General features: G+C 61.9%; 25 protein-coding genes, 5 tRNA genes and 1 pseudogene. 10 read left to right on the top strand and 21 right to left on the bottom strand.

Annotated features, from left to right (window positions below):
- Positions 1 to 7: 7 nt before the first annotated feature.
- The 4 genes from J1N02_RS17785 to ptsP are packed head-to-tail and all read right to left on the bottom strand — an operon-like array spanning position 8 to position 7100.
- On the bottom strand, positions 8 to 1549 hold the full coding sequence (locus J1N02_RS17785) for an alkaline phosphatase D family protein (RefSeq protein WP_421147534.1): 1542 nt from the start codon (positions 1547 to 1549) through the stop codon (positions 8 to 10).
- Between the two features lie 44 nt (positions 1550 to 1593).
- Entirely contained in the window at positions 1594 to 3309 is a 1716-nt protein-coding gene (locus tag J1N02_RS17780) for a PTS fructose-like transporter subunit IIB (protein ID WP_027604871.1), read from the bottom strand.
- Positions 3310 to 3320: 11 nt separating this feature from the next.
- Entirely contained in the window at positions 3321 to 4241 is a 921-nt protein-coding gene (gene pfkB, locus J1N02_RS17775; RefSeq protein ID WP_027604872.1) for a 1-phosphofructokinase, read from the bottom strand.
- On the bottom strand, positions 4242 to 7100 hold the full coding sequence (ptsP, locus tag J1N02_RS17770) for a phosphoenolpyruvate--protein phosphotransferase (RefSeq protein ID WP_421147533.1): 2859 nt from the start codon (positions 7098 to 7100) through the stop codon (positions 4242 to 4244).
- A gap of 294 nt (positions 7101 to 7394) precedes the next feature.
- On the opposite strand from ptsP, the gene cra reads away from it, so the two are divergent.
- Positions 7395 to 8390 carry a catabolite repressor/activator gene (gene cra, locus J1N02_RS17765; protein WP_027604874.1) on the top strand — a complete coding sequence of 332 codons (996 nt, stop codon included), beginning with the start codon at positions 7395 to 7397 and terminating at the stop codon, positions 8388 to 8390.
- Between the two features lie 2 nt (positions 8391 to 8392).
- The gene (locus J1N02_RS17760; protein WP_065924092.1) at positions 8393 to 9169 is read left to right on the top strand and encodes a TatD family hydrolase; all 777 of its coding nucleotides are present in this window, start codon (positions 8393 to 8395) and stop codon (positions 9167 to 9169) included.
- On the opposite strand, the gene J1N02_RS17755 is transcribed toward J1N02_RS17760, so the two are convergent.
- From J1N02_RS17755 to J1N02_RS17730, 6 genes and pseudogenes are all read right to left on the bottom strand, one after another.
- The gene (locus J1N02_RS17755; RefSeq protein ID WP_092358798.1) at positions 9116 to 9547 is read right to left on the bottom strand and encodes a hypothetical protein; all 432 of its coding nucleotides are present in this window, start codon (positions 9545 to 9547) and stop codon (positions 9116 to 9118) included. The genes J1N02_RS17760 and J1N02_RS17755 overlap by 54 nt on opposite strands.
- Before the next feature lie 126 nt (positions 9548 to 9673).
- Positions 9674 to 10378, bottom strand: coding sequence for a methyl-accepting chemotaxis protein (locus J1N02_RS17750; protein ID WP_370671242.1), 705 nt, complete (start codon positions 10376 to 10378; stop codon positions 9674 to 9676).
- A 153-nt stretch (positions 10379 to 10531) separates the two neighbouring features.
- Positions 10532 to 10735: pseudogene (locus J1N02_RS17745) on the bottom strand (HAMP domain-containing protein); the annotation flags it as partial.
- A gap of 1165 nt (positions 10736 to 11900) precedes the next feature.
- The gene (gene ampE / locus J1N02_RS17740; RefSeq protein ID WP_098480387.1) at positions 11901 to 12737 is read right to left on the bottom strand and encodes a regulatory signaling modulator protein AmpE; all 837 of its coding nucleotides are present in this window, start codon (positions 12735 to 12737) and stop codon (positions 11901 to 11903) included.
- Positions 12734 to 13297 (bottom strand): 1,6-anhydro-N-acetylmuramyl-L-alanine amidase AmpD, encoded by a 564-nt coding sequence (gene ampD / locus J1N02_RS17735; RefSeq protein ID WP_027604879.1) that lies wholly within the window; start codon positions 13295 to 13297, stop codon positions 12734 to 12736. The genes ampE and ampD overlap by 4 nt, the downstream gene beginning before the upstream one ends.
- A 61-nt stretch (positions 13298 to 13358) precedes the next feature.
- Positions 13359 to 15509: a DUF1631 domain-containing protein gene (locus J1N02_RS17730; protein WP_027604880.1), complete on the bottom strand. Its 2151-nt coding sequence runs from the start codon at positions 15507 to 15509 to the stop codon at positions 13359 to 13361.
- Positions 15510 to 15753: 244 nt separating this feature from the next.
- Here J1N02_RS17730 and nadC point away from each other — a divergent pair, with 244 nt between their 5' ends.
- The gene (gene nadC / locus J1N02_RS17725) at positions 15754 to 16602 is read left to right on the top strand and encodes a carboxylating nicotinate-nucleotide diphosphorylase (protein ID WP_027604881.1); all 849 of its coding nucleotides are present in this window, start codon (positions 15754 to 15756) and stop codon (positions 16600 to 16602) included.
- A gap of 82 nt (positions 16603 to 16684) precedes the next feature.
- Here nadC and J1N02_RS17720 read toward each other — a convergent pair whose 3' ends face one another.
- The 4 genes from J1N02_RS17720 to J1N02_RS17705 all read right to left on the bottom strand — a co-directional run bounded on the left by J1N02_RS17720 (position 16685) and on the right by J1N02_RS17705 (position 19108).
- Complete coding sequence (locus J1N02_RS17720) at positions 16685 to 16990, bottom strand: DUF6388 family protein (RefSeq protein WP_027604882.1); 306 nt, start codon at positions 16988 to 16990, stop codon at positions 16685 to 16687.
- A 150-nt stretch (positions 16991 to 17140) separates the two neighbouring features.
- A tRNA-Thr gene (locus J1N02_RS17715) sits at positions 17141 to 17213 on the bottom strand.
- Between the two features lie 48 nt (positions 17214 to 17261).
- Entirely contained in the window at positions 17262 to 18662 is a 1401-nt protein-coding gene (locus J1N02_RS17710; RefSeq protein ID WP_421147532.1) for an O-antigen ligase family protein, read from the bottom strand.
- A gap of 35 nt (positions 18663 to 18697) precedes the next feature.
- Positions 18698 to 19108, bottom strand: a complete 411-nt coding sequence (locus J1N02_RS17705; RefSeq protein WP_027604884.1) for a pilin — start codon at positions 19106 to 19108, stop codon at positions 18698 to 18700.
- 202 nt (positions 19109 to 19310) lie between these two features.
- Here J1N02_RS17705 and J1N02_RS17700 point away from each other — a divergent pair, with 202 nt between their 5' ends.
- From J1N02_RS17700 to yacG, 4 genes are read left to right on the top strand one after another with little or no spacing between them, the layout of a single operon-like run.
- Positions 19311 to 20519: a type II secretion system F family protein gene (locus J1N02_RS17700; protein ID WP_421147531.1), complete on the top strand. Its 1209-nt coding sequence runs from the start codon at positions 19311 to 19313 to the stop codon at positions 20517 to 20519.
- Positions 20516 to 21382: a prepilin peptidase gene (locus J1N02_RS17695; RefSeq protein WP_421147530.1), complete on the top strand. Its 867-nt coding sequence runs from the start codon at positions 20516 to 20518 to the stop codon at positions 21380 to 21382. Before J1N02_RS17700 ends, J1N02_RS17695 begins: the two co-directional genes overlap by 4 nt.
- Positions 21379 to 22002, top strand: coding sequence for a dephospho-CoA kinase (gene coaE / locus J1N02_RS17690; RefSeq protein WP_027604887.1), 624 nt, complete (start codon positions 21379 to 21381; stop codon positions 22000 to 22002). The genes J1N02_RS17695 and coaE overlap by 4 nt, the downstream gene beginning before the upstream one ends.
- Positions 21999 to 22199, top strand: a complete 201-nt coding sequence (gene yacG, locus J1N02_RS17685; RefSeq protein ID WP_027604888.1) for a DNA gyrase inhibitor YacG — start codon at positions 21999 to 22001, stop codon at positions 22197 to 22199. Before coaE ends, yacG begins: the two co-directional genes overlap by 4 nt.
- Here yacG and J1N02_RS17680 read toward each other — a convergent pair.
- From J1N02_RS17680 to J1N02_RS17670, 3 genes are all read right to left on the bottom strand, one after another.
- Entirely contained in the window at positions 22196 to 22411 is a 216-nt protein-coding gene (locus tag J1N02_RS17680) for a hypothetical protein (RefSeq protein WP_003171680.1), read from the bottom strand. The genes yacG and J1N02_RS17680 overlap by 4 nt on opposite strands.
- A 75-nt stretch (positions 22412 to 22486) precedes the next feature.
- Positions 22487 to 23176 (bottom strand): energy-coupling factor ABC transporter permease, encoded by a 690-nt coding sequence (locus tag J1N02_RS17675; protein WP_146478162.1) that lies wholly within the window; start codon positions 23174 to 23176, stop codon positions 22487 to 22489.
- Complete coding sequence (locus tag J1N02_RS17670; RefSeq protein ID WP_092358814.1) at positions 23173 to 23640, bottom strand: FAD/FMN-containing dehydrogenase; 468 nt, start codon at positions 23638 to 23640, stop codon at positions 23173 to 23175. Before J1N02_RS17670 ends, J1N02_RS17675 begins: the two co-directional genes overlap by 4 nt.
- 105 nt (positions 23641 to 23745) lie before the next feature.
- Here J1N02_RS17670 and J1N02_RS17665 point away from each other — a divergent pair, with 105 nt between their 5' ends.
- From J1N02_RS17665 to J1N02_RS17655, 3 genes are read left to right on the top strand one after another with little or no spacing between them, the layout of a single operon-like run.
- Positions 23746 to 24375 carry a DUF1780 domain-containing protein gene (locus tag J1N02_RS17665; RefSeq protein WP_027604891.1) on the top strand — a complete coding sequence of 210 codons (630 nt, stop codon included), beginning with the start codon at positions 23746 to 23748 and terminating at the stop codon, positions 24373 to 24375.
- Positions 24376 to 24428: 53 nt separating this feature from the next.
- Complete coding sequence (locus tag J1N02_RS17660) at positions 24429 to 24602, top strand: DUF3094 family protein (protein ID WP_043293437.1); 174 nt, start codon at positions 24429 to 24431, stop codon at positions 24600 to 24602.
- A 60-nt stretch (positions 24603 to 24662) separates the two neighbouring features.
- On the top strand, positions 24663 to 25961 hold the full coding sequence (locus J1N02_RS17655) for an NAD(P)/FAD-dependent oxidoreductase (protein ID WP_098480392.1): 1299 nt from the start codon (positions 24663 to 24665) through the stop codon (positions 25959 to 25961).
- A 128-nt stretch (positions 25962 to 26089) separates the two neighbouring features.
- Here the strand turns inward: J1N02_RS17655 and J1N02_RS17650 are convergent.
- From J1N02_RS17650 to J1N02_RS17635, 4 genes are all read right to left on the bottom strand, one after another.
- Positions 26090 to 26166: transfer RNA gene (locus tag J1N02_RS17650), tRNA-Pro, on the bottom strand.
- Positions 26167 to 26260: 94 nt separating this feature from the next.
- A tRNA-Lys gene (locus tag J1N02_RS17645) sits at positions 26261 to 26336 on the bottom strand.
- Between the two features lie 5 nt (positions 26337 to 26341).
- A tRNA-Pro gene (locus tag J1N02_RS17640) sits at positions 26342 to 26418 on the bottom strand.
- 9 nt (positions 26419 to 26427) lie between these two features.
- Positions 26428 to 26503, bottom strand: a tRNA-Asn gene (locus tag J1N02_RS17635).
- Positions 26504 to 26712: the final 209 nt, after the last annotated feature.

Raw genomic sequence — 26712 nt, 5'->3', positions numbered from 1 at the left:
TTTCAAGTCAGACCGGTTGCAGCTTCTGTTCGAATACCGAGACCCCATCCAGGTCGCGCAAAATCACGGTCAACTCCGCTGTCTGCCCGTCAATCTGCACTTCGCCAAAAAACTGAAACCCGGCAAACGGCGAGGTGTTCTGCGCCGGCGGGGCCTTCTCGAACACCACCTCAGGGCCAAAGGTTTTATCCAAGGGATTCGGACCGAAGCTGCCCGCATTCAGAGGCCCGGCGACAAACTCCCAGAACGGCTCGAAATCCTGGAACGCCGCCCGATCCGGGTGGTAGTGATGGGCCGCGCAGTAATGCACATCCGCCGTCAACCACACATGGTTGCGTATCTTTTGCGCGCGCAGAAAGCCGAGTAATTCGGCGATTTCCAGCTCGCGGCCCTGCGCCGGGCCTGGGTCATTGTTGGCAATGGCTTCCCAGCGCGGTACGCCGGGGCTGACTTCGCCGTCGGGCACGCCGAGGCCGATGGGCATGTCGGCGGCGATCACCTTCCACTGGGCCTGGGAGGCCTTGAGTTCGCGCTTGAGCCAGTCCAACTGCTCGCGGCCGAGGAAGGGTTTTTCACCGCCCAGGTTGTCATCGTTGGGGCCGCGATAGCTGCGCATGTCGAGCACGAATACATCCAGCAGCGGGCCATAACTGAGCTTGCGATAAATCCGCCCGCCGCCGTCCGCGCTTTGCCGGCGCATGGGTGAATACTCCAGCCAGGCCTGGCGTGCGTGGCCCACCAAGGTGTTGATGTCCTTGGTCTGGTAGCGCTCGTCGAGTTGCTTGCCGGGCGACCAGTTATTCACCACTTCATGGTCATCCCACTGCCAGATCTGCGGCACCTCGGCATTGAAGCGACGCACGTTTTCATCCAGCAGGTTGTAGCGGTAGTTGCCGCGATATTCGTCGAGGGTTTCGGCGACCTTGCTCTTGGCTTCGGTGGTGATATTGCGCCAGATGCGCCCGCCCTCGGTAGGCAATTGCGCGGGCACCGGGCCATCGGCGTAGATGGTGTCGCCGCTGTGGATAAAGAAGTCCGGCAGGCGCAGGCGCATGGCTTCGTAGATGCGCATACCGCCGATGTCCGGGTTGATGCCAAAGCCTTGGCCGACGGTGTCGCCGCTCCACACAAAACGGATGTCGCGGCGTTGGTACGGCACGCTGCGCAGGTGGCCGAACCACGGCTCGCTGGCGACGCCGGTCTGGGCGTCTTCAAAGTGCACGCGGTAGAAAATCGCCTGGTCGGCGGGCAGTCCGGTGAGTTCGACGCGGGCGGTAAAGTCGGTGCGGTTGTCGGCCAGGGGCGAAACAAATCGACGCGGGTTGCTGAATACGCTGCGGGTGTCCCACTCCACCACCATCTTCGCCGGGCGGTCGCTGCGGCTCCAGATCATCGCGCGATCACCGAGCAGGTCGCCGGACTGCACGCCGTCGGTGAGTTGCGGCCGGTCCTTGACCGACGCGATCACCGCCGGGGCCAGGCCCGGCAGCAACAGGCCGGCGCCGACGACTTGCATCACGCGGCGACGGCCGAGATCGAAGTGGCTCATGCAGGTGCCCTCTTGAGTATCAAAAGGGCCACTAAAGCATGCGCTTATGACACCGGTGCGACAGCCAGCTCCACCGCTTCCGGACGCTTGATCAGCGCATACACCAAACCGGTCAGCAGGCTGCCGGCAACGATTGCCAGCAGGTACAGCAGCGCATGGTTCATCGCATTCGGGATCACCAGCACAAACAGGCCGCCGTGGGGCGCCGCCAGTTTGCAGCCGAAGTACATCGACAGCGCCCCGGTCAACGCGCCACCGGCGATGCTGGCCGGGATCACGCGCAACGGGTCCTTGGCGGCAAACGGGATCGCGCCTTCGGAGATAAAGCACATGCCCAGAATCATCGCGGCCTTGCCGGCCTCGCGTTCGGTCTGGGCGAACTTGCGTCGCGCCAGAAACGTGGCGATGCCCATGCCGATTGGCGGCACCATGCCGGCGGCCATGGTCGCGGCCATCGGTGCACCGCTCTGTGCCGCCAGCAAGCCGACGGAAAACGCATACGCCGCCTTGTTGATCGGCCCGCCCAGGTCGACACACATCATGCCGCCCAACAGGATGCCCAGCAGCACCGCATTGGTGGTGCCCATGGTCGCGAGAAAATCGGTCAGGCCCGTGAGCATACGCGCCACCGGCGGCCCCACCAGGTAGATCATCGCCAGGCCCGTGAACAGGCTCGCCAGCAACGGGATGATCAGGATCGGCTTGAGTGCTTCCAGGCTCTGCGGCAACTTCACCGCACGGGTGATCAGCTTGACGCAATAACCGGCGAGAAACCCGGCGAAAATCCCGCCGATAAAACCGGCTCCCAAAGTGCCCGCCAACAGGCCACCGATCATGCCGGGGGCAATGCCCGGGCGGTCGGCAATCGAGTAAGCGATGTAACCCGCCAGCAGCGGCACCATCAGCATAAAGGCGCGGTCGCCGACGGTTTTCAGCGCGGCCGCCAACGTGCCTTCCTGCTCAAACGCATGGATGCCGAACACGAATGACAAGGCGATCAGCAAACCGCCCGCCACCACCATCGGCAACATGAACGACACACCGGTCAGCAGGTGTTTGTAGACGCCGGTTTTTTCTTTCTTGGCCACAGTACCGCTGGCGGCACTTTCCACCGCGCCTTCGGCCAGGGCTTTGTTGAGGGTCGCCTCGGATTGCTTGAGCGCAATACCGGTGCCGCAACGGTAGATCTTCTTGCCGGCGAAACGCTCGGTGGCCACTTCAATGTCGGCCGCCAGCAGCACTACGTCGGCATTCGCGATGGCCTCGGGGCTCAACGGCGTACGGGCACCGACCGAGCCCTGGGTCTCGACCTGCAAGTCATAGCCCAGGCGCTTGGCCGTCTGCTGCAAGGCTTCGGCGGCCATGAAGGTATGCGCCACGCCGGTCGGGCAGGCGGTAATCGCGACGATACGCGGCGCATGCTTCGACGCAGCCGCTGCCTGGCTGACGACATACTCCTGGGCTTCTTCAGCGCCCCGGCGCAACACCGCCTCGACATCCGCCAGCGCCTGGGCCGGTGTGCTCTGGAACACCCGCTTGCCGACAAACCGCTGCATATCCACCGCCGCGCTGCTGACCAGCAACACCCATTCGGCGGCGTCGATGGTGGCCTGGGACAACTGGCGCTCCGGGCGCTGTACATCCACCACCTCGACGCTGGTGCTCCAACCCTGGCGTTGCGCGGCGGCGTCCAACAAGCGGGCGCACAGCACACTGGTGACCATGCCGTTGGGGCAGGCAGTAACAATGGCTAACTTCATGACAATCCCTCTTATTGTTCTGTCAGCGGGCGTACAGCGACGCCGCTTTCAAGACGCGCCAGCTGCGCGGCGTCGCGGATGCCGAAACCGATCTGTGTCACCGCCATGGCGGCAATTGCCGTGGCGCGACGCAGGGTTTGTTCAGGCGCTTCAGACTCAAGCAAACCATGGAGCATCCCGGCCAGCAGCGAATCGCCGGCACCTACCGTACTGGCCACCGTCACCTTGGGCGGCGTGGCATGCAGGGTGGTGGCCCGGCTGTACCAGCTCACGCCCGCGGCACCGTCGGAGACGACCACATGCTCAACACCCTGCTGATGCAGTTGGCTGATGACGTTGGTGGCATCGCCCAGGGCATCGGCGAGCTCTTCGGTATTGGGTTTGATCAACCACGGGGCCGCCTTGAGACCGGCACGCAGCGCCTCGCCGCTGGTGTCCAGGGCGACTTTCAAGCCCAGACGCTTCAGGTGTTCCAACAGCCCCTGCAACCACTGCGGGCTGACGCCACACGGCAAGCTGCCGGCGACGACCACCGCATCATGGCCCGGCGCAATGCGCGTCAATTGGTCGAGCAACGCCTGCTGCGCCTGCTCACTGACCAACGGCCCCGGCGCATTGATATCGGTGACCCGGCCGTCCTGCTCGGCAATCTTGATATTGCTGCGGGTTTCGCCGGGCACGCGGATAAACGCGTCGGCAAAACCACGTTGTGCAATCAGCGCCTCGAAGGCTTGGGGATTGTCCTCGCCGAGAAAACCGCCCACGGTCACTTGATGGCCCAGGTCGGCCAGGACTTGCGCCACATTCACGCCCTTGCCGGCGGCATGGGTGAGCAGGGTTTCGCTGCGGTTGACTTCACCCGGCTCCAGGTGCGCCAGGCGTACCGTCAGGTCCAACGCCGGGTTCAGCGTCAGGGTCAGAATCCTTGCCATCTACACGGCCTCCACAAGGGCACGCACCTCGGCGGGCGAACCCACCGCCAGTGCTTTTTGCGCCAGGCCCTGGGCCTCGCTCAGACTGAATTCACGCACCCGCGCCTTCACTTCGGGAATGCTGCGGGCCGACACGCTCAACTCATCCACACCCAGGCCGACCAGCACCGGCACCGCCAGCGGGTCCGCCGCCAGTTCGCCGCACACCCCGACCCATTTGCCATGGGCATGGGCCGCACGCACGGTGATGTCGATCAGTTGCAGCACCGCCGGGTGCAGGCCATCGGCCTGGGCCGACAGGGTCGGGTGGCCACGGTCGATAGCCAGGGTGTACTGGGTCAGGTCGTTGGTGCCGACACTGAAGAAGTCCACTTCCTTGGCCAGCACCGGCGCCAACAGCGCGGCGGACGGCACTTCGATCATGATCCCCAGTTGCAGGTCGGCCACCGGGATTTCCAGGCGCAGGCGTTCGGTCATATCCCGGGCCGCACGCCACTCATCCACGCTGCCGACCATGGGGAACATGATGCGCAACGGGCGGTTATCCGCCGAGCGCAGCAGTGCGCGCAATTGCGCTTCCATGATCTGCGGGCGTTGCAGGGTCAGGCGAATACCGCGTACGCCGAGGAAGGGGTTTTCTTCCTCGGCAATCGGCCAATACGGCAGCGGTTTGTCGCCGCCCACATCGAGGGTGCGCACCACCAGCGGGCGACCACCGAGGCCGTCGAGCACACGGCGGTACTCGGCTTCCTGAGTGGCTTCGTCCGGGGCTTGGGGGTGGGCCATGAAAATCAGCTCGGTGCGCAGCAAACCAATGCCTTCGGCACCCTGCTCCACGGCGCTGGCCACACCGGCGCTTTCGCCGATATTGGCGAACACTTCCACGGCGTGACCATCGCGGGTCAGCGCCGGCTCGTGGCGCTGGGCCGAGGCGGCCTGCAAGCGTTGCTCACGGGTATCGCGCTCGACGGTGGCACGTTGCAGGGTGGCTGCATCGGGGTCTACATGCAGGCGACCGCGCTGGCCATCCAGCAACAACGGCGTGCCGGCGGCCAGCAGCAATACCGCCGGGCCGGCACCGACCAACGCGGGAATACCGAGGGCCCGCGCGACAATGGCGCTGTGGGCGGTTGCGCCGCCACGGGCGGTGAGGATGCCGGCGACACGGGCCGGGTCCAGGCGTGCGACGTCGGAAGGGCCGACTTCGTCCATTACCAGGATGTAGGGTTCGCTCGGCTCCTGGGCGGTTTCAACGCCGCACAGTTGCGCCAGCACCCGGCGACCGATGTCGCGCAGGTCGGCGGCGCGCTCGGCAAGCAAGGCATCCTGCAACGATTCCTGCTGCCTGGCGGCGGCTTCGATCACGCTCATCCACGCCGCTTGTGCGCTTTCACCTTGCTTGAGACGAGTGTCGACTTCGTCGGTGAGTTCCGGGTCGTCGAGCATTTCCTGGTGGGTGATGAAAATCTCGCGGATGGCTTTGGCCTGGCTGCGTTCGATCAGGCCCTGGATATCCCGGCGCACATCGGCCAGAGCATCTTGCAGGCGCTGGCGCTCAATGGCCGAGGACTCACCGCGCAAGGGGTAATCGAACACCTGTTGAATCTGGATATGTGCAGGGCCAATGGCAATGCCCGGCGCTGCGGCGATGGCCTGGAGCTGGCTGCCGGCCTGTGGCGCGCTGATCACTGGCGCAATATCAAGGGCTTCGGGCTGTGCGCTCATGGTCGGCAGTGGCTCGACCTCTTCGCCCAGGCCCTCTTCGACGGCGGCCAGCAGCGCGGGCAACGCATCGCCGGCAATCGTCGGTTCAGCAACAAATTCCAGCACCTGGCCACGCCGGGCGCCAAGGCTCAGCAGCTTGCTCAGGCTCTTCACCGACACGGCGCCTACCGGGCCGTCAACGATGCGCACGCGGATGTCGCCTTCAAAACTTTTGGCCAATTGCGCGAGGATCTTCGCCGGCCGCGCGTGCAGGCCGTGGGCATTGGCCAGGGTGATGCGGGCGCTGGGCCAGTCAGGTGGCAGCTCGCCGCCGAGTACTTCGAGCACCGCGCGACTGCTGGTGGCGCGGCCCAATTCCTGGCCACGGCCTTCGATCAACAAGGCGCACAAGCGTTCAAGCAAGGCCTGATGGGCTTCACCCAGGCTGGCCAGGCAGAACAGACCGTTTAGGGGCTGGCCGAGATAGCGCATGGGCTTGTCGGGCGTAACAAACGCCAGGCCCGGGCGCTTGACCGTCTGCTCGCTGTGCAGCCACCACAGGCCATCACCCAGGGGCAGCGCATCGACCTGCTGCAGCACTGCGGCAAACCCATTGCTGACGCAATCGGCCTGGCGCAGCAGGCGTGCGCCTCTCCAGACAAGCTCTTCGAAGTCATCGGCAGACACGCCCAGGCTGATCATCTGCGCGTCCAGCGCCAGCTCCTGGGGTGCGCCCTGCAGCAGTTTCAGCAAGGCTTCAGCCGTGCCGGCGCGGCGCAACGCCTGGCCCAGGTCGGTTTCACCGAGGGCGCGGGTGAGCAGTTGCAGCAGGCGCAGGTGTTCGTCGGATTTGGCGGCAATACCAATGGCCAGGTACACAATCTGCCCATCGCCCCAGTCCACCCCTTCGGGGAACTGCAACAGGCGCACGCCGGTGGAAAACACCTGGTCGCGGGTTTCGGGGGTGCCATGGGGGATGGCAATACCTTGGCCAAGAAAGGTCGAGCCTTGGGCTTCACGGGCTTGCAAGCCGCTGAGATATCCCTCGGCGACCAGGCCATCGGCCACCAGTTTGTCAGCGAGCAGGTGCAGGGCAGCAGATTTATCCACAGCCACCTGGCCCATGGAAATCTGCTCTACAGTGAGCTCAAGCATGCCGTTCTCCTAGTTAGTGCGATGGACGCACTAGGTATTGTTTTGAATAAAACAGTGTAATGGTGTTCCGGGACAGCTGACCGAGTAGTCAATTGGCAGTAGGCACTCAGTGGCTAACGTCGTAAAAATACGCTGGCTGAAACGTTTAATCTAGAATTTATGGCAGGTTACGCGTTAATTGCGCATCCTTGAAGGACCACTCGGCACTTGAGCTGAGACATTAGTCGTGTGCAGGAATCGGTTACGATTGGACAAAATGTCGGGGCGAGCTCCAAAAAACAAGGAAATCCCGGTTTGAAACTCAGTGATATCGCACGTCTGGCCGGTGTGTCCGTGACCACCGCCAGCTATGTCATCAATGGCAAAGCCGCACAGCAACGCATCAGCAGCGCGACCGTCGAGCGCGTGCGTGCCGTGGTTGAAGCCCATGGCTTTACGCCCAACCCCCAGGCCGCCGGGCTGCGCAGCCGGCATACCCGTACCCTGGGGTTCATCCTCCCGGATCTGGAAAACCCCAGTTACGCACGTATCGCCAAGCTGCTGGAGCAAGGTGCACGGGCCCGCGGCTATCAGTTGCTGATCGCCAGCTCAGACGATGAAGCCGACAGCGAGCGCCAACTGCTGCAACTGTTCCGCGCCCGCCGTTGCGACGCGCTGTTCGTCGCCAGTTGCCTGCCGGCCAGCGATGACAGTTACCGCGAGCTGCAAGCCAAGGGTTTACCGGTGATTGCCATCGACCGGGTGATGGGGGCGGACCAGTTCTGCTCGGTGGTCAGCGACGACCGCCAGGCCTGCCAGCAATTGACCAGCAGCTTGCTGCAACCGCTGCCCAAGCAGATCGTGCTGATTGGCGCGCGGCCCGAGCTGAGCATCAGCCAGGAGCGTGCGGCCGGTTTCCGTGAAGCGCTCGGCGGTTTCACCGGCGAGGTCATCGTCGAACACGGCGAAGCCTTCAGCCGCGACTGTGGCCGACAGCTGATGGAGCAACTTCTGCATCAACTGGGGCACTTGCCTGACGCCTTGGTGACCACGTCCTACGTGCTGCTGCAAGGCGTGTTCGACGCACTGCATGACTTCCCGCTCAAGTCACGCCCGCTGCGCCTGGGCACGTTTGGTGACACCCAGTTGCTGGACTTCCTGCCGCTGCCGGTCAACGCCATGGCCCAGCAACATCAGCTGATTGCCGACACCGCCCTGCGCCTGGCCCTGGCCGCCATTGAAGAAGAACAATACCAACCGGGCGTGCACGCCATCGGCCGGACCTTCAAGCAGCGTATCCACGAGGCCTGAGCGTGGAGCTGATCGACACCCACACCCACCTGGACTTCCCGGACTTCGACAGCGATCGCCGGGAAGTCCTCGCCCACAGCCGTGAGTTGGGCGTGCGGCGCATGGTGGTGCTGGGGGTGTATCAGCAGAACTGGCAGCGGCTGTGGGATCTGGTGCAGGCGGATGCCGGTTTGTTCGCGGCCTTTGGCCTGCATCCGGTGTACCTCGATGAGCACAAGCCCGCCGACCTGACGGAGTTGGGCGACTGGTTGACCCGCCTGCACGGCCATCGACAGCTCTGCGCGGTAGGTGAGATCGGCCTGGATTACTTTGTTGAACAGCTGGATCGCGAGGGCCAGCAAGGCCTGTTCGAAGCCCAGCTCAAACTGGCGGTGGACTTCCAGCTGCCGGCGCTGCTCCACGTACGCCGCAGCCACGCGGCCGTGATCGCCACGCTCAAGCGCATCCGCCTGCCACGGGGCGGCATCATCCACGCGTTTGCCGGCAGCCGGGAAGAAGCCCATGAATACATCAAGCTCGGGTTCAAGCTCGGCCTGGGCGGCGCAGCCACATGGCCCCAGGCCCTGCGCATGCATAAGGTGCTGGCACAGCTGCCGCTGAACGCGGTCGTACTGGAAACCGACGCCCCCGACATGGCGCCGGCCATGTACCCGGGCCAGCGCAACAGCCCGCAGCACCTGCCGGCGATCTGCACCGCCCTGGCCGAGCGTATGGGCACCAGCCCCCTAGCGCTGGCCGAGGCGAGCACACGCAATGCGTGCGAGCTGTTCAATTGGTAATACCGGGGTCACCGCTTGCAGGTTCAAGGTCATTCGCTGCCGATGACGGACATAGCGCAGCACCAGGAAGTGCACCAGCAGCACCATCAATGACACGTTGAGCTGCCCGACCACACTGATCAGGCCAATCCACTCCGTCACCAGCGCCACTATCAGCACCACGCACGTCAGCACGGCCATGCTCGGGCATACCAGCGCCCAATGGTCCAGCGCCTTGAAATGTCGCAACTGCCGGGGGCAGTTCAGCTCCAGGACGCGCTGGCAATACGGGCAATCAAAGGGTTCTTCAATGGCGATGGCGTTCAACTGCCAAGGCTTGAGTTCAAACGTGATGTCGCAATGGGCGCAGTGCCCCTTGACGCCGACTGCAGTGGTCATTGTCATGCCTCCCTTGGACCTTGATTGAGTGACACAAATCTTCACTCATTCACCCGCGCAAAAAAGGCACTCCAGGAAATCAGGACAGGCACTACACCAACCAAAGACCAATCCTACGCCACCGCCTTACACACGAAAGGCCCCGATCAGTTGCTTCAACTCGATCACCTGTATCGACAGCTGCCGGCTCGCCGCTTCAGTCTGATGCGCGCCTTGGGCTGCATGCTCGCCGGCACGATTGATTTCGACGATATTCTGGTCGATGTCATGGGCGACGGCGGTCTGCTGCTCCACCGCTGCGGCGATCTGCTGATTCTGATCGACGATCATGCCCACGGCACCGAGGATATTTTCCAGGGCTTGCTGGACCTTGTCCGACTGTTCCACGGTGCCGCTGGCCATTTCATGGCTGGTGCCCATGGCCTTCACGGCCGCTGCCACACCGCTGTGCAGGCGGCTGATCATTTGCTCGATTTCTTCGGTGGAATGCTGGGTACGCCGGGCCAGGGTTCGCACCTCGTCGGCCACCACGGCAAAGCCGCGTCCCTGCTCACCGGCCCGTGCGGCCTCGATGGCCGCATTGAGTGCCAGCAGGTTGGTTTGCTCGGCGATACTTTTGATCACCTCCAGGACGCTGCTGATGGACTGGCTGTCGGTGGCCAACTGGTTGATCACCCTAACCGACTGGTCGATCTCCGAGGCCAGCCGCGCAATGCTGCCCTGCTGGGATTGCACCAGGCCGCGGCCATTGACGGTTTCATCGTTGACGCTGTGGGCACTGCTGACCGCCGCCGCGGCACTGCGCGCCACTTCCTGGGCGGTGGAAGACATTTGGTTCATGGCCGTCGCCACCTGCTCAATCTGCATGCGCTGGCCAGAGACCGCCTGATTGCTCCGGGCCGAGACCGTTTCCACTTGGCCGGCCTGCAACTCGACCTGGCTGACGGTATGCCCGACGCGCTCGATCAAATCATGGATTTTCGCCACGGTGCCGTTGAACACTTGGCCCAGGTCGCCCAACTCATCGCGGCTTTGGGCAACAAAGGTAACGGTCATGTCGCCGGCGGCCACCTTGTCCATCATCGCCCCCAGGCGCCGTAACGTGGTGCGCGTAGACGCGTAGAACCCTGCATACAGGTAGAAGATCAGCAAAAACACCGCCGTCAGCGCCGAGACCAGCACCACCATGTGCGTACGGTTCTGCGCCAGGCGCTGCTCCAGCTGCTGCCCGAGGAACGTCAGGGTGGCGTCATCGAGCTGATAGGTGTGCTCCATCAATTGGCTGACGCTGTCATAGAAACCCTGCCACGGCGCGTCAAGGGTTTCGGCCATCACCACCTGCTCTTCAAACAATTCACTGCCGTGCTTGAGGCTGGCATTGCTGGCCTTCGCCAGGCTGTCGAGCGCCGCGTGCGCGGCGTTGCTGGAGCCCAGGACGTCCTGCAATTTCAAGGCGTATTCGGCCTGGAGCTTTTCCAACTGTTGCAGCAGTTCGTCGAAGCGGGTACTGGAAGATGAGTTGAGAAAACCCTGGCCCAGGGAGTAGGCCCCCATCGCCCGGCCTTCTCCCAGGGTCTGGGTGACCTGCGGGGTGACACTGGTGATCAGCTCGCTGAGCTGGCGCAAGTCACTCTGGGGGTCGCGGCTCAAGCCGGACTGGCTGGCAATGATCTGGCTGAGCATCTGGGCCTTGTTGAGCAACTTGCCGATCAACGCACTTTTGCTCTGCAGCGAGCTTTCCTGTTGCTGGGCCTGGAAGGCGGTGATCAGTTCGTCACGCTTACCTTCAAAGGCGGCGATTTGCTCAGGTTCGGCAGCCATCGGGGTGAGGCCTTGCAGACGGGCGAGCACGCTCTGCTCCAGGGCGCTGATCTTGCCCTCAAGGTCAGCGGCCTTGCCGGACTGGCCAAGTATTGCGTTGATCTGCACCTGGTTATTGAGGGTTTCCAGGTCACGGCGCAGGACCAGGCTGCTGCCGAGCAAATCCAGGCTTTGCAGCTCGACACGGGTGCCCTGGAATTCGCGCCAGGAATCGCGCACCAGGTAATAGTTGGTGGCCAGCATCGGCAGCAGGAACAGCACGCTGATCAGGCTGAACTTCATGCCGAAGCTAAGACGGTTCATCAGCGCGACGGCGGGATAGAGCAAGCTCTTCACAGGTGACCTCCCCTTTGTTTTATTTTTATTCAGGCGCAGGGCGGCGGCAGAAAGCCACTATTTGGCGCTCTGTCTGTATAGCTCAATTTGAAAGGGAGTTTTGTAACGTAAAGTTAACGGACGAGGATTGCAGCGGGCTGCTGCGCAGCCCGGCGCGGGCGGTGCGACGATTCGACAAGCCCGCTTATCACAGGAGTCAGGGCAACACGGTCCAAATGGCGAAACCGGCATACCACAGCACCGCCGCACGCAGCAGCAGTTCCCACAGGCGATCCAGGCTGTTGATGCCATCGGCACCCACGGCCGGAGGCGGGATTTCAGCCGCGACCAGGCCAACTTTTTCCACCAGTTGCGCCGCGCTGATGTCCCAGCTCAGCAACTCGTGAAGCATGACACGGCTGACCGCGACGAAATTACCCACCAGGGCAAAACTGGCCGCCAGCAGGCGCACCGGCAGCCAGTCGAACGCGTGACGCAATTGCCCGGCGCGCTCGGCCACCAGAGGGTTGTGGCTGTGCTCACTGGCGAGCGCCAGCAGTCGATAGGCCAGCGCGGCGACCGGCCCCAACAGGAAGTACCAGAAAATCACGGCAAAGAAGCTCTGGTAGGCCTGCCACAACAGATGGCCCTGGACGCGCTCCAGCAGTTGCTCGCCGCTGTCGGCGCCCAGCTTCAGGTCGCGCTCGGCCACATGTTCGGCCGCCTGCAGGTCACCACGGCGCCAGGCATCGCGAAATGGCCCCAGCCCAGCCAATAGATCGCCACGGCCCAGGCTGTAGATCACCACCAGCAAGTGCACCGGCAGCGCCAACAAACCATAGGCCACCGGCTCCAGCACCAGCAACAACAACGCCAGCAACGCCACCGGCAGCAACACCAGCAGGAGCAGAATCAGCCACGGCTGCTTGCCCATGCGCGGGCTCGACTCCAACTTGGCCAATTCGCGCAACCAGCCGCCATCACGCTGCAACCGCTGGCGCAGGGCCGAGAACTTCTCGATCCACACGGCCAGCACCAACACCAGAAAACTCATCGTGCGTGTCCTCCATCCTGCAGGGCGCTGCGAAAGCGCACCCAATCAAAAGCGGGGCCGGGATCGGTCTTGCGCCCCGGAGCGATATCGCTATGGCCGCAGATACGCTGCGGCGTAATACCTGGATAGGCTGCCAGCAACTGCCGTGTCAGGTCGACCAGCGACACATACTGGGGGTTGGTGAACGGCAAATCATCCGTACCTTCAAGCTCTATGCCCAGGGAAAAGTCATTGCACGTCTCACGCCCTTCGAAACACGAGACCCCGGCATGCCAGGCCCGGTCTATGCAGGACACAAACTGCGTCACGGTGCCATCGCGCTCAATCAGAAAATGCGCAGACACCCGTAGGTCGGCAATCCCTTCAAAGTAGGGATGTTCCGTGACGTCCAGGCGATTCTGGAAAAACTCCTGCACTTTGCCGGTAGCGAACTGCGCGGGTGGCAGGCTGATGTTATGCACCACCAACAGTGAGATTTCGCCTGCCGGGCGCTCGTTGAAGTTGGGTGAAGGGCAATGGCGAATGCCCTGGCACCAGCCGCTGGCGGGGTCCAACTGCATACAGGATCCTTGAACGTGACTAAGTGTGACCAGTATGCCGCGTTCGACCCCGTGGTTGCGATCACTTGCCGCGATTGAGTTGACGCAGCTTGCCCACCACCGCCGCCAACGCCCGCTCGAACAGCGGCTCATCGTCGAGGTTATGCAGCGCGCCACGCTTGAATGCCATCGCCAGTTGGCCGGCACTCTTCTCCAGGACCTTGAGCCCGGTACGGCCGACGAAAATATAGGTGTTGGCCGGCGCCATGATCGCCGTCAGCTTGCACCGCAGGGTGCCTGCCTGGCCCTGCTGGAACACGATCCAGTCACCGACGCGCAATTGGTGCACCTTGGCCAGGTCCGGATCATCCTCCGGCAGGCCCTCGACGGGATCGAGCGGCAGTACGCTGAACACAAAGGGTTCACGCACTTCGAGCCATCCATCGCCACCCTCGGGCGGCCGGACATGCAGGGTCTGCAAGCGCACAAAAAAATCACGGGTGCTGAAGGGGTCGAATGCAGCGCTGGTCAACCCGTCGCGCAGTGCCTTGAGCAACCCGGGCAACTGCTCCAGCAAGTGCACCCCGGCTTCAGTGTCTGCCGGCAGGCTGACACTCCAGATCAGCTCATCCATGGTGCGCAGCCCTGCTTGCCATTGCACCGACTGCTCGCCGTGCTTGAGGCTGGCCAGCAACAGCACCTGGCTCCAGGCCTGTTGCAGGAACTGCACCACCGCCTGCGGCAAAACCTTGCCCAGCATCCGTCGATTCAGTACCTCGGCCACCCGTGCCCGCGCCGCTTCTGTACGCACGCGCCCTTCTTCAGCATGGCGGGTGTGCTGTTCAAGCAATTCGCTGCGACGACGCTCATCGGCAGTGAACGCGGTGAATTCAGTCAGCAATTGGGAAAAAATCGCCGGGTCTTCAACAAACTCATTGAGTAAACGCTGAACCACCTGCTCTATGCGCAGGTACAGGCTGTCGCGCTGGAAGTCATCGACCGGGCTCCAGCCCATGGCGGTGGTAGCGATTTCATTCAACAGGCGCCGCGCCGGATGACCGGGGCGACTGAAAAAACTCTTGTCCAGCACCGCCACTTTCAGCATCGGGATCTGCAGGCGGCCGATCAAGGCCTTGAAGGCGTCCGGCACTGCGCGGTCATTGAGGATGAATTCGAACAGCAGGGCGATCAGGTTGATCACATCTTCATCCGCATCCTCCACCACCCGCGACTTGCCACTCTTGACGCTGACGCGGGTAAGCAACTGCTCGAGCTGGTTACGCAGGTCGAAATCATCCTCGGCTTCCGGCTCCGGGACGTACTGCTGCAAATGGGATAACAGCCGCAACAGGTCGCGGGTGGCGATGGGCTGGGGTTCGGCACTGGCTTCAAGGGTAGGCGACACGCTACCGCGCACTACGGTCAACAACGCCTGCAAGGCGCTGAAGGCTTGCTGGCCATTTTCGTCGACGTGTTGGTCGGTGCTCGGCAATACCTCTTCACGCTGATGATCACGGGCGGCACGGCCACAGGGGCGGCGGGACGGCGCGGCCTTGAGTTCCGGCAACACGCCGGTCGCGACCAGCAGCTGATTGGCTTCACCGTACAGTTGGTCAGCATCACTGAGTACGTACTTTTCAAACAGCTTGAGCATGATCAGCTTGACGCGGATCTCCACGCCCAGGCTACGCCCGGCACGCAGGAAAAACTCGCACAGCAGCGCCGGACCCAGGGGGTTCTCACTGTCGTCCAGGCGATTGCCGAGCAAGGCACTCAAGCGTGCCGTGAGTTGCGACAGCGCCAGGCCGTCGCGGTGGCGCACCCGGCCCAGCATGGCCTCAAGCGCGACGGCTTTTTCCAGGTCATCCTTGGACGTGCCTGAGGCCGCGTCATAGGACACCACCGGCACCAACTGAAGTTCACCACGGCCCGCCAGCCCCAGGTTGCCAAAGGCTTCGAACAGCCGCTCCATGAACACGCGCTCGAAATTCTTGCGCTTGAGGCGCAGGTCGCGCATGGCTTCAAAGAAGATATGGTGGTCCACGTTGTTGCGGGCCTTGTCGGCCATTTCGAACAAGGTGTCGTCGGCGTTATCGAACAGTTCCTGTAAACCCTGCTGTAACTGCTGCGCCGCCTTATCGCGAACCTGCAGCAGCACCACCGGCAGGCGCGCGAGCGGCGATGGCGTGGCTTGTGCCTTGTTGATTGGCACCACCTTTCCGTCATTGTGCATCCTGGCCTCCTGAAACGGCGGTAAAGCGTTGGGGAAAGATCGGGTACAGGCCCAATAAGGCTGTGGATAACCGGTTATCACCAGGACGTCAAAGCTATGACGCCAATTGCAAGGCGCGAGATTATCTTGCAAATGAGTGCCGTTGCGCCAGCAAACTCTGACATTGCGCTGTAAATGAGTGGTGAGCCTGGGTTCAAACGCACGCTGCCCCTATAATCGGGACACTTTGTTTGTGGAGCCTGTTATGCCGAACCTCCGTCTTGCCGACCTCACCGCCGAAATCGAAGCCAACGTGCGCCGCGCGCTCCTGGAAGACATCGGCAGCGGCGACATCACCGCACAGTTGATTCCGGCCGAACGGCTGGCCACGGCCACCATCATTACCCGCGATGCCGCCGTCATCGCCGGCACTGCGTGGGTGGATGCCGTATTCCGCCAACTGGACCCACGGGTCGCCGTGCACTGGCAGGTGGCCGACGGCGAACGTGTCAGCCCCAACCAGGCACTGTTCCACCTGGAGGGGCCGGCGCGCTCTCTGCTCAGTGGCGAGCGCTCTGCCCTGAACTTCCTGCAGTTGCTGTCCGGAGTCGCCACCCGCGCCCGGTTCCTGGCGGATTTTGTCGCCAGCACCCAGGTCAAGCTGCTGGACACTCGAAAAACCCTGCCCGGCCTGCGCCTGGCGCAGAAATACGCGGTGACCTGCGGTGGCTGCCACAACCACCGTATCGGTTTGTATGACGCGTTCCTGATCAAGGAAAACCACATCGCTGCCAGCGGCGGGATTGCCCAAGCCATCAGCGCCGCCCACAAGATTGCACCCGGCAAGCCGGTGGAAATCGAAGTGGAGAGCCTGGACGAACTGCGCGAAGCGCTGGCGGCGGGCGCCGACATCGTCATGCTCGATGAGTTGAGCCTGGAAGATATGCGTGAAGCCGTGCGCCTGAATGGCGGCAAGGCCAAGCTGGAAGCCAGCGGCGGGATCAATGAAAGCACCCTGCTGCCTATCGCGGAGACGGGGGTGGACTACATCTCCATTGGTGCGATGACCAAGGATGTGAAGGCGGTGGATTTGTCGATGCGCCTCAGTATCTGAGGAGAGGGCAAGCGGTGAGCTTCAAGCTGCAAGAGGGCTGCGTTCCAACTTGCAGCTTGCAGCTTGAAACTTGCAGCAGCGTCTAAACGACCAGGTCATTCATCTCGCAATACTCTTCCCATTCGACACCCAGCACCTCGGCCGCCTCTTTGTGCAAGGCCAGCCGTGCCGCTTCGAACTCTTCCGGCGTCGAGGTGTACTTGAGGGTCAGTTCCCAAGGCTGGAAGCCCTGGCTCTCGGCCTCGTCCTCAAACGCCCACTGGATCTGGTCGCGCTGATCATCGGCGCTCAGGTCCTTGATCTCTTCTTTAAGCTGCGGCGACTCCTCAAGGTATTTTTCGAGGGCTGCTTGATGCCGAACTTCCTGGGTCATTTCAGTCGTGGTCATGTCGTTCTCTTAGATCGAGGAATGGGGATGCATCTGGGTCATCAAGGTTGCGCAGATACAAAAGAGCCGGCACACGTGCCAACTCGTCTGGCCTTCAGAACCATTCTGGGATCATCTGAAAACATTGCCTTTGAAGCAGTATTGCCTTTTTGCCCGAGACAGGAATCGAACCTGCGACCTTCGCGTTACGAGTGCGCTGCTCTACCAACTGAGCTACACGGGCGGTGGGCTAAAGCTAGCACCGCATCGGGCGTCCGGCAACTTACGCCCTTCAACGGGCAATGACCCCCTGGGCCCAGAAGCGTGGTTGCAGGTGACGACCTTCATCGCCCAGGTACTGTTTTTGGGCTTGCTGGAGGTGAGGCACATCGCGCACCGCGATAAATACCAACAGACCAACGGCCAACACACCCAAGGCTTTCCATAGGTTCCGCGCCAACGGCAGCACAGCGCTTGCTGGCACGCGCAACTCATGCAGCGCCATCAGCCAGCCCACCACCAGCGCCAACCAGACCTGGGAGTTGGGCATCACGATCACGCCATCGACCATGGACTGCACCAGCGTCCCCACCAACGCCGCAAACAGGCACAAGCGCAGCAGGTCAACCCGCGCGGCGGACAGCGCTCGCTCGCGCAGCACAGCCAAGGTGGTCCAGCCGCCTCGCCATGCCAACACCGCCACGCACAGCGCCGAGGGCACACCCCATTCGCTGGCCCATTGCAGAATCGCCTGATGGGGATGAGCGGCAATCCTGTTGGCAATATCGGCAAAATGCATCGGCCCAAAACCAAGCCACGGGCGCTCGACAAGCATAAGCCACGCCTGCCACCAGATCGGGCCCCGTCCCGACAGCGAGGTGGTGAGGCGATCTGCGGCATCACTGGTGAGTTCAATCCCCAGGTAACCCGCCAGCCCCGTGAATATCAGCCAATACAGCAACAGCCCAACCGACACCGCGACCAATTGCCAGCCCAGCCAGCGACGCCCCCATGGCCCAAGCAGCGCCAACACCACGCCCGCCACGCCCATGCCAAGCCAGGTACCCCGCGTACCGCCGCTGATTGCTATCAGCCACCAGACACACAGCAACGCAAACACCATCCCCCGCAAGGCGCGGGAGACATTGGGCATCAGCAAAGGCAGCGCCAGCAATGGCAAGGTAAATGTCTGAAACTGTCCGTAGAAACGCTTGTTGGAAAAGCCGGAGAGCAGTCGGTCAGGATCCAGCATGCGCTCGCCGCTGGTGAACGCCAGCGTACCGGCATACAGATACTGGAGCGACTTGATCAGGCACAGCAACACCACAACCAGGATCAGCACGCGATCCAGAGGCTCGCCGCCGTGACGACGAAGCAGGGCAAAGGCGACGGCAATCGCCGCGCAGCTGACAAACAGCGCCACTTCGGTGAGTGCCCACAGCGGCTGATGGGCCAGCGCCGAGGACAGCAGGCCCAGCACCACAACCAGCACAACGCCCCAGGCAGTGGGCCTGTCTACCCAAGGTTCAGTGGAGGTAACCGATAACCCATACAGCACCGCGCAAAACCCGATGGCAATTTGCATGACACGCTGTAGATCATGCCCGCCGAACGGTGCACAGATGCCGACACTCAACAGGCACACCGCTGCTACCAGGAAAACACCGCCTCGCTGCTGTACGGATAACACCATCGGCCACCTCTACTTCCCTGTGGATGGTTTAGCAGTTATGCGCCGTCGGCGCCGCAGCCCTTGCTGGCATATTTCGCTTCAGCGGTCGTCGCGCACTTCCAGCCGGCGGCGCTGCGGACCAGGGTGATGGTCTTGCCCAGCACCGGTGCCGGTGCGTCGAGTATTTCGCAGCTGATGGAGCCCGCCCCCGTGGCCACATCGCCTGCCACATCGATCTTGCAGTTGGCCGTAGGGCTGGTGCCGCCGATCAAGGCCACGGTAGGTACGGTGCCCTGGTTGATGGTGTCTTCGTAACCGGCCTTCAACGCGGCAATTTCAGCCAGGCCGGCAGTGAACTTGGCCTTGGCCTGGTGGGTGGTGTACATGGGCAGGCCGATGGTGGCCAAAATGCCGATGATTGCCACGACGATCAACAACTCGATCAAGGTAAAGCCTTTCTGACGTATCACATTCACTCTCCCGAATAGAACTCATGACAAGGCGCGTCCCGCACCCCGTTTTTGCAACGGCGCCAGTGTACTCACCCGCAAGCGGCCAATCGCGCTCAAGACGCACATTCTGACATTTTTATCCTGCGCCATCGGCATGCCCGAATCCGTCACCTGACTAAGCTATAAATCTTCGACAGCCTGTATGCGGAACCGCGACATGGACAACGCTTCAACGACTTACGCCTGGGAAGGCATCAACCGCAAAGGGCGCAGGGTGTCCGGGCAAACCAAGGGGCACAACGCAGCCTTGGTCAAGGCACAACTGCGCCAGCAAGGGATCAGCCCCGGTCGTGTGCGCAAGCAATCCCCGCTGCTGCCAAGCCTCACCCCATCAGTCAAAGCGGCTGACATCACGCTGTTCACGCGCCAACTGGCGACGCTGCTGAAGGCTGGGGTTCCACTCCTGCAAGCCTTCGACATCATCAGCGAAGGCGTCGACAATCGCGCTGTGCGTGAGCAGGTGCTGGGACTTAAACAGGCGATCGCCGCCGGCAGCAGCCTGGCTGAGGCATTTCGCAAACAACCGCGTTATTTCGATGAGCTGTACTGCAACCTGGTGGCCGCCGGCGAACAGGCCGGGGCGCTTGAGACACTGCTGGAAAGGGTGGCGATCCACCGGGAAAAGAGTGAACAGCTCAAGGCCAGGATCAAAAAGGCCATGACCTACCCCATTGCTGTCCTGGTGGTTGCCAGCCTGGTCACCGGCATACTGCTGGTCCACGTGGTACCGCAGTTCCAGGCCCTGTTCGCCGGAGTCGACGGCAAACTGCCGGCATTTACCTTGCACGTGATCGCCCTGTCGGCGTTCATGCAGCACGCATGGTGGATGCTGGTATTGGGCATAGTCGCGGGAGCCGCTGGGCTGCGCCAGGCCTATCGGGCTTCATCGAGCTTTCGCTACTGGCTGGACACAGGTTTGTTGAAAGCGCCCCTGGCAGGCAAACTGCTGACAAAATCCGCCGTGGCCCGCTACGCCCGCACGCTCTCCACGACCTTCGCCGCCGGTGTTCCACTGGTCCAGGCATTGGATTCAGTCGCCGGCGCCGTGGGAAACGGCCCGTTCAAACAGGCAATCGAACATATGCGTCACGATGTATCCAACGGTATGCAACTGAATCAATCCATGCTCAACAGCGGCCTGTTTCCCGGCATGGCGATCCAACTGACGGCGATCGGCGAAGAGTCGGGCACCCTGGAACACATGCTGGAAAAGGTCGCCAGCCACTATGAGTCTGACGTGGACAACCAGGTCGACAACCTCACCAGCCTGATGGAGCCATTGATCATGGTGGTGCTGGGGGGCATCGTCGGCGCGCTGGTCATCGCCATGTACCTGCCGGTCTTCCAGCTGGGGAGTGCATTTTGAGCCTGCTGCTGAACGAGCACCCATTGGCCTTTGTCACCATCGCGCTGTTACTGGGGCTGATCGTCGGCAGTTTCCTCAACGTGCTGGTCTGGCGCCTGCCAAAAATGCTCGAACGGGAATGGCGTGCCCAGGCCCATGAAGTGCTCGGCTTGCCTGCCAAACCTGGCGGGCCGACCTACAACCTGATGCACCCCAACTCATGCTGCCCACACTGTGACCATCCCATCCGGCCGTGGGAAAATATCCCACTGCTCAGCTACCTGATGCTCAGGGGGCGCTGCGCCCATTGCCAGGGAGCCATCAGCCCCCGCTACCCTTTCACGGAACTCGCCTGTGGGTTGATCTCGGCCTGGGTTGCCTGGCATTTCGGCTTTGGCTGGCAGGCCGCAGCGGTGCTGGTGTTGAGTTGGGGGTTGCTGGCAATGAGCCTGATCGACGCAGACCACCAGTTGCTGCCTGATGTGCTGGTGCTGCCATTGCTGTGGCTGGGGCTGATCGTCAACAGCTTTGGATTACTGACGACATTACCCGACGCACTATGGGGCACCGTGATCGGCTACATGAGCCTGTGGAGCGTGTTCTGGCTGTTCAAGCTGGTCACCGGCAAAGACGGCATGGGCCACGGTGATTTCAAGTTACTGGCCTTGCTCGGCGCCTGGGGCGGCTGGCAGATATTGCCGATGACACTGTTGATGTCGTCGCTGGTGGGGGTGTTTGTCGGGTTGATCCTGATGCGCCTGCGCAAGACCCTGGCGTCCACGCCGATGCCGTTTGGTCCGTATCTGGCAATTGCCGGCTGGATTGCATTGCTCTGGGGTGGTCAAATAACCGACTTCTATTTGCAGTCTGTCGGTTTCAGATGACCACTCCTGTTGCAACACCTTGGATTCTCGGCCTCACCGGTGGCATCGGCAGCGGTAAAAGTGCGGCAGCCCAGCACTTTATCGACCTGGGCATTGACCTGGTGGACGCCGATCACGCCGCGCGCTGGGTGGTCGAACCCGGCCGGCCGGCGCTGGCCCGCATCGCCGAGCATTTTGGTGCCGGCGTATTGCAGCCTGACGGCCAGTTGGACCGCGCCGCGTTGCGCAAGCTGATCTTTGAGGTGCCCGAAGAGCGCCGCTGGCTGGAAGCCTTGCTGCACCCGTTGATTGGCGAGGAGATTCGCAGTCACCTGGCTCGCGCCCGCTCGCCTTACGCGATCCTGGTGTCCCCGCTGCTGATCGAATCCGGCCAGTACAGCATGACCCAGCGCATCCTGGTGATCGACGTGCCGCAATCGCTGCAGATTCAGCGTACCCTGCAGCGCGACGGCATCAGCGAACAACAGGTTCAGGCAATTCTCAAGGCACAGTCCAGCCGTGAAGACCGCCTGAACCATGCCGATGACGTGCTGGTCAATGACCAGGATCTCGCCTGGCTGCACAGCGAGGTCGAGCGACTGCACCACTTTTACCTTACTTTGCGTGGAGGCCGATCATGAGCCAACCCTTGACCGTCGACTGCCCAACCTGCGGTGCACCCGTGGAATGGAATGCAGCCAACCCCAACCGGCCGTTCTGCTCGGACCGTTGCAAGCTCATCGACCTGGGCGCGTGGGCCGCCGAGGAACACAAGATCCCCGTGGCGCCGGATGCCGAAGACGAGCTGTTTTCCGAAGACTTGCCGCCGCGCCACTAAGGCCGCATAAAGGCGTATTCCTGCTGGTCGTCGAGGTTTTCTGCGAGGTATTGCAGCTCGTCGGCCAGGTCTTCGAAGCTGCGTACGCCCTTGCTCTGCTGCACCACCGCGCTGAGCATGGCGCGCAGGGTCAAGCCCGGGTCGAAACCGATTTCCTGTGCCGCATCCTGGCTCCTGCGCAACTCCTGCCGTGCCCACTCGTACACACTCATGATTCGTGCTCCCGCCTTGCCTAGGAAAATTTCGCAGAGCATGGGCCTGCTCGGCTGCGCGGGATTTGATCTGGGTCAACGCTGCGATTCGTCATCCTTCCAGGGCGCCGAGAGGTAGCGTGTGCGGTTGAATGTCTCCAGCCATTCCGGACAAAACACCACCAGGGCGCTGATCACCATGCCGTTGATAAAGGCTTCGGGGAAGATGATCAGCCACAGGTAGCCGACGAAATCCTCCAGCCATTCAGGCATGGCAAAACGACCGTCGAACCACAGCAACCCCAGCCCCAGCAGCAGGCAAAACAAGGCCGACAACGCGGCAGCAAAAAAACCGGAGCAGAAGATATACACGAAGGGATTGCGCGGCTGCGCTCGCTCGACCACAAGTGCACAGCCTTCGGTGACCAGCACCGGCAGCACGATCAGCAGCAGGCCGTTGACGCCAAGGGCTGCCAGGTCCTGGCGCCCAAGCAGCATTAACCCGAACTGGGCGGCAAAACCACCAACGATGGCCAGGGGCCAATCCAACAGCAGGGTTACGGCGGTCATACCGATAAAGTGATAGGACACGCCGGTATCGAAATCCCGTCGTACCAGCCACAACATGAACAGTGCGAACACCGTACCGAACAGCAAATGCTGGCGCCGCCGGTCGGCAAACAACTCGACCCAGGGCGAACGCAGGATCGCCCACAGCAGTACCGGTGCATACGACAGCCAGCCGATGCCGAGGGTTGTGGGCGCCAGCACTGCGGCACTGATCACGGCTTCACCTGCTCCAGGGCCTGGCGCAATTCGACAGCGGTGCCGTATTCATTTTGGGAAACCAACTTACCGTTATCCAACTGCAGCCACAGCACTTTATCCGCCGCCGCGGGATAACGCGGGGCGATACGCGCATCACGGTCCAGCATGACGCGGTAGTTGTAGGATTGCATGGCCGGTACCGCGAACAATTTGGCGATCAGTCGAGGCATGCGCTGGATGTCAGCGACGAACACCGCATGCCGCGCTTCGAGGTAGCCTGCAGGTTGGCCTTGCAGCGCCGCGTCGACCAGCTTGGCCGCGTCCATGCTGCGCGCCACCAACAGAATCCGTGCCTGGTTATCGAGGGTATAGGCTTGGTCGAATTGATCGAGCAAGGTCCAGGGAGCGAGGCGTTCGCCCACTTCAACAGCCTGTGCCCATACCGGCAAAAGACTCAGCAACATCACCACCAGACACTTCACCGCACGCTCCTCATAAGGGGGTAATTACGCTTGAAAGGCCAGTCTACACCCTGGCTTTTGCAGCAGGACTTCCTGCGGTCATCATTTGGACGCTAAGCTGCAGGCATGGATGACTCAGATTATTTGCGCCTGCTCACCGTAGCAGCCGAACAAGCCAATGCGTTCCTGTCCAATGCCCGCAAATGGGAGCGTGAGCGTTGGGTCTGCCAGCGCCTGTTGCAAGGCTTGAATGTGCCCTACCGCGCCGAAGAGTTTCACCCCGCCGGGCAAGAACCACCCGACGTGCTGTTTCGCGATGCCAGTTTCGAGGTGTTTTTCGTACTCGATGAAGGGCGCCGCCTGAACGACGAATGGCGTGACGAGCTGTTGCGTCGACGCAGTGCATTCTCCCTGAGCCAGCTGGTGCGGCGCGAAGCCAAGCCGCGGCGCATCCCCGCCCATGAATTCCTGCTGCGCCTGGCGCCCACGTTGCGCAAGAAGGCCCACAACTACAAAGAGCGCGGGATGGACCTGGGCGAATTGGATATCGTCGCGTTCACCAGCCTCAAGCGCGAAGTGCTCGACCTCAACAGCCACTTCCCCCCACCCACCGAATACTTGCGCCAGGGCTGGCGCTCGCTGTCGCTGGTGGGGCCGACGTTTGCCCGGGTGCTGTTCGCCCACCCGGACGCGCCGGATTTCTTGCGCAACAACCTGGGGCGCAGCATAGTGTTCGATGTGGGCATCAGCCTCTGATCCCCCACTGTAACGTGGCGCCCTTTTGCAACGTCTACCTGAGGAGGCCTTATATGACCAGCCGCCTGAACCCCGACGACCAACAGCATGTCGAAGAGTACCTGCAACTCTCCCAGAACCGAGTCGAGCGCAGGCCTTTCCGGCCGTGGCTGCTCCTTGGTGTGGTGCTGGTGGTGGTGATCGGGCTCGGCCTGCTCAGCCGCCTTTTGAGTTACCTGACGCTATGAGCTGCCTGGCGCTCGCGAGGGTAACTGCTCCGATTTCCTTTAGCCTTGCGAGATACCCCCATGACCCATCGTATTATTATCGTCGGCGGCGGCGCCGGCGGCCTGGAGTTGGCTACCCGCCTGGGTAAGACTCTGGGCAAGCGCGGCACCGCCAGCATCACGCTGGTGGACGCCAACCTCACCCATATCTGGAAGCCTCTGCTGCACGAAGTCGCAGCCGGCTCACTCAACTCTTCGGAAGACGAACTCAATTACGTCGCCCAGGCCAAATGGAACCACTTCGAGTTCCAACTGGGGCGCATGAGCGGGCTCGACCGTGAGCAGAAGAAAATCCAGCTGGCCGCCACCCTCGACGAAGAAGGCCGCGAGCTGGTGCCCGCGCGCGTGCTGGGCTATGACAGCCTGGTGATTGCGGTGGGCAGCACCACCAATGATTTCGGCACCGAGGGCGCGGCGCAGCACTGCCTGTTCCTCGATACCCGCAAGCAGGCCGAGCGTTTCCACCAACAGCTGCTCAACCACTATCTGCGCGCCCATGCCGGGCAGACCGATGTGGTGGAAAAGATCAGCGTCGCCATCGTCGGTGCGGGTGCAACGGGCGTCGAGCTGGCCGCAGAACTGCATAATGCGGCCCACGAGCTGGCTGCGTACGGCCTGGACCGCATCAAGCCGGAAAACATGCACATTACCCTGATCGAAGCCGGCCCCCGTGTACTGCCTGCCTTGCCGGAGCGGATTGGCGGGCCTGTGCATAAAACCCTGGAGAAGCTCGGGGTGACGGTGCTGACTAACTCAGCGGTCAGCGAAGTGACCGCCGACGCATTGATCACCAGCAGTGGCCAGATGATCCCTGCCAGCCTCAAGGTATGGGCCGCCGGGATTCGTGCCCCGGCTTTCCTCAAGGACATCGATGGCCTGGAAACCAACCGCATCAATCAACTGCAAGTGCTGCCGACGCTGCAAACCACCCGCGATGAAAACATCTTCGCCTTTGGCGACTGCGCCGCCTGCCCGCAACCGGGCACCGACCGCAATGTGCCGCCACGGGCCCAGGCCGCGCACCAACAGGCCTCGTTGCTGGCCAAGTCATTGAGACTGCGTATCGAGGGCAAAGACCTGCCGGCGTACAAGTACACCGACTATGGGTCGCTGATCTCGCTGTCGCGGTTCTCGGCGGTGGGTAACCTGATGGGCAACCTGACCGGCAGCGTGATGCTGGAGGGTTGGCTGGCGCGGATGTTCTATGTGTCGCTGTACCGCATGCACCAGATGGCGCTGTATGGCTTCTTCCGCACGGCGATGCTGATGCTGGGCAGCAAGATTGGACGCGGGACTGAACCGCGCCTGAAGCTTCACTAACAACAGGGTCCCTTGCGGGACTGGCCAATGTGGGAGGCTTGCTCCCTCCCACATTGGTTGTGTGTTGGACTTGAGATAATTCCAGGAAAAAAAAATCCCCGTATCTTTCGATACGAGGATTTTTAATATGGTCGGGGTAAGGGGATTCGAACTCCTGACATCCTGCTCCCAAAGCAGGCGCGCTACCGGACTGCGCTATACCCCGGTAAAAAAAAGGCGACCTTTCAGTCGCCTTCTTCGATCAGCGCTTTTGGCCTCTGATCTTAAGATTCGATTCCAGCGTTAACTGGTCTCAAAAATGGTGGGTCGTGTGGGATTCGAACCTACGACCAATTGGTTAAAAGCCAACTGCTCTACCAACTGAGCTAACGACCCAAATATGGTCGGGGTAGGGGGATTCGAACTCCCGACATCCTGCTCCCAAAGCAGGCGCGCTACCGGACTGCGCTATACCCCGGTTTGAAATTGGCTCCGTGACCAGGACTCGAACCTGGGACCCAATGATTAACAGTCATTTGCTCTACCGACTGAGCTATCACGGAACTACATATTTCAAAGTACAACTTTTGCTGCTGTGTAACCTTCTCTTCGACCCTGTCCGTATCGCTACGTTAGCGTCTCTGAGGCGCGCTATTCTACAATCTTAAAAACCCCTGTCAACCCTTTAAATTGCTTTTAAGACAATGATTTGCGCTTCTTTCTGATTTCTTCTTGGGGAGAAGAAACCCGTGGGCTGACGTTGCTGCGGGGC

This window comes from Pseudomonas sp. NFX5 (assembly GCF_049132125.1).
Taxonomy (GTDB): Bacteria; Pseudomonadota; Gammaproteobacteria; order Pseudomonadales; family Pseudomonadaceae; genus Aquipseudomonas; species Aquipseudomonas marginalis.
The sequence above is the reverse complement of the archived record's forward strand: the minus strand, read 5'-3'. Positions and strand labels throughout refer to the sequence as shown.

Bases quoted from the DNA above. Each gene is read 5' to 3' on its own strand.
- J1N02_RS17660 (WP_043293437.1), top strand. From the start codon at position 24,429: ATGACCAGCCGCCTGAACCCCGACGACCAACAGCATGTCGAAGAGTAC.
- J1N02_RS17700 (WP_421147531.1), top strand. From the start codon at position 19,311: ATGGACAACGCTTCAACGACTTACGCCTGGGAAGGCATCAACCGCAAA.
- J1N02_RS17780 (WP_027604871.1), bottom strand. From the start codon at position 3,309: ATGAAGTTAGCCATTGTTACTGCCTGCCCCAACGGCATGGTCACCAGT.
- J1N02_RS17655 (WP_098480392.1), top strand. From the start codon at position 24,663: ATGACCCATCGTATTATTATCGTCGGCGGCGGCGCCGGCGGCCTGGAG.
- J1N02_RS17720 (WP_027604882.1), bottom strand. From the start codon at position 16,990: ATGACCACGACTGAAATGACCCAGGAAGTTCGGCATCAAGCAGCCCTC.
- J1N02_RS17680 (WP_003171680.1), bottom strand. From the start codon at position 22,411: ATGAGTGTGTACGAGTGGGCACGGCAGGAGTTGCGCAGGAGCCAGGAT.
- J1N02_RS17665 (WP_027604891.1), top strand. From the start codon at position 23,746: ATGGATGACTCAGATTATTTGCGCCTGCTCACCGTAGCAGCCGAACAA.
- ampE (WP_098480387.1), bottom strand. From the start codon at position 12,737: ATGAGTTTTCTGGTGTTGGTGCTGGCCGTGTGGATCGAGAAGTTCTCG.
- coaE (WP_027604887.1), top strand. From the start codon at position 21,379: ATGACCACTCCTGTTGCAACACCTTGGATTCTCGGCCTCACCGGTGGC.
- ptsP (WP_421147533.1), bottom strand. From the start codon at position 7,100: ATGCTTGAGCTCACTGTAGAGCAGATTTCCATGGGCCAGGTGGCTGTG.
- J1N02_RS17710 (WP_421147532.1), bottom strand. From the start codon at position 18,662: ATGGTGTTATCCGTACAGCAGCGAGGCGGTGTTTTCCTGGTAGCAGCG.
- yacG (WP_027604888.1), top strand. From the start codon at position 21,999: ATGAGCCAACCCTTGACCGTCGACTGCCCAACCTGCGGTGCACCCGTG.
- J1N02_RS17785 (WP_421147534.1), bottom strand. From the start codon at position 1,549: ATGAGCCACTTCGATCTCGGCCGTCGCCGCGTGATGCAAGTCGTCGGC.
- ampD (WP_027604879.1), bottom strand. From the start codon at position 13,297: ATGCAGTTGGACCCCGCCAGCGGCTGGTGCCAGGGCATTCGCCATTGC.
- pfkB (WP_027604872.1), bottom strand. From the start codon at position 4,241: ATGGCAAGGATTCTGACCCTGACGCTGAACCCGGCGTTGGACCTGACG.
- J1N02_RS17755 (WP_092358798.1), bottom strand. From the start codon at position 9,547: ATGACCACTGCAGTCGGCGTCAAGGGGCACTGCGCCCATTGCGACATC.
- nadC (WP_027604881.1), top strand. From the start codon at position 15,754: ATGCCGAACCTCCGTCTTGCCGACCTCACCGCCGAAATCGAAGCCAAC.
- J1N02_RS17730 (WP_027604880.1), bottom strand. From the start codon at position 15,509: ATGCACAATGACGGAAAGGTGGTGCCAATCAACAAGGCACAAGCCACG.
- J1N02_RS17750 (WP_370671242.1), bottom strand. From the start codon at position 10,378: ATGTCTTCCACCGCCCAGGAAGTGGCGCGCAGTGCCGCGGCGGCGGTC.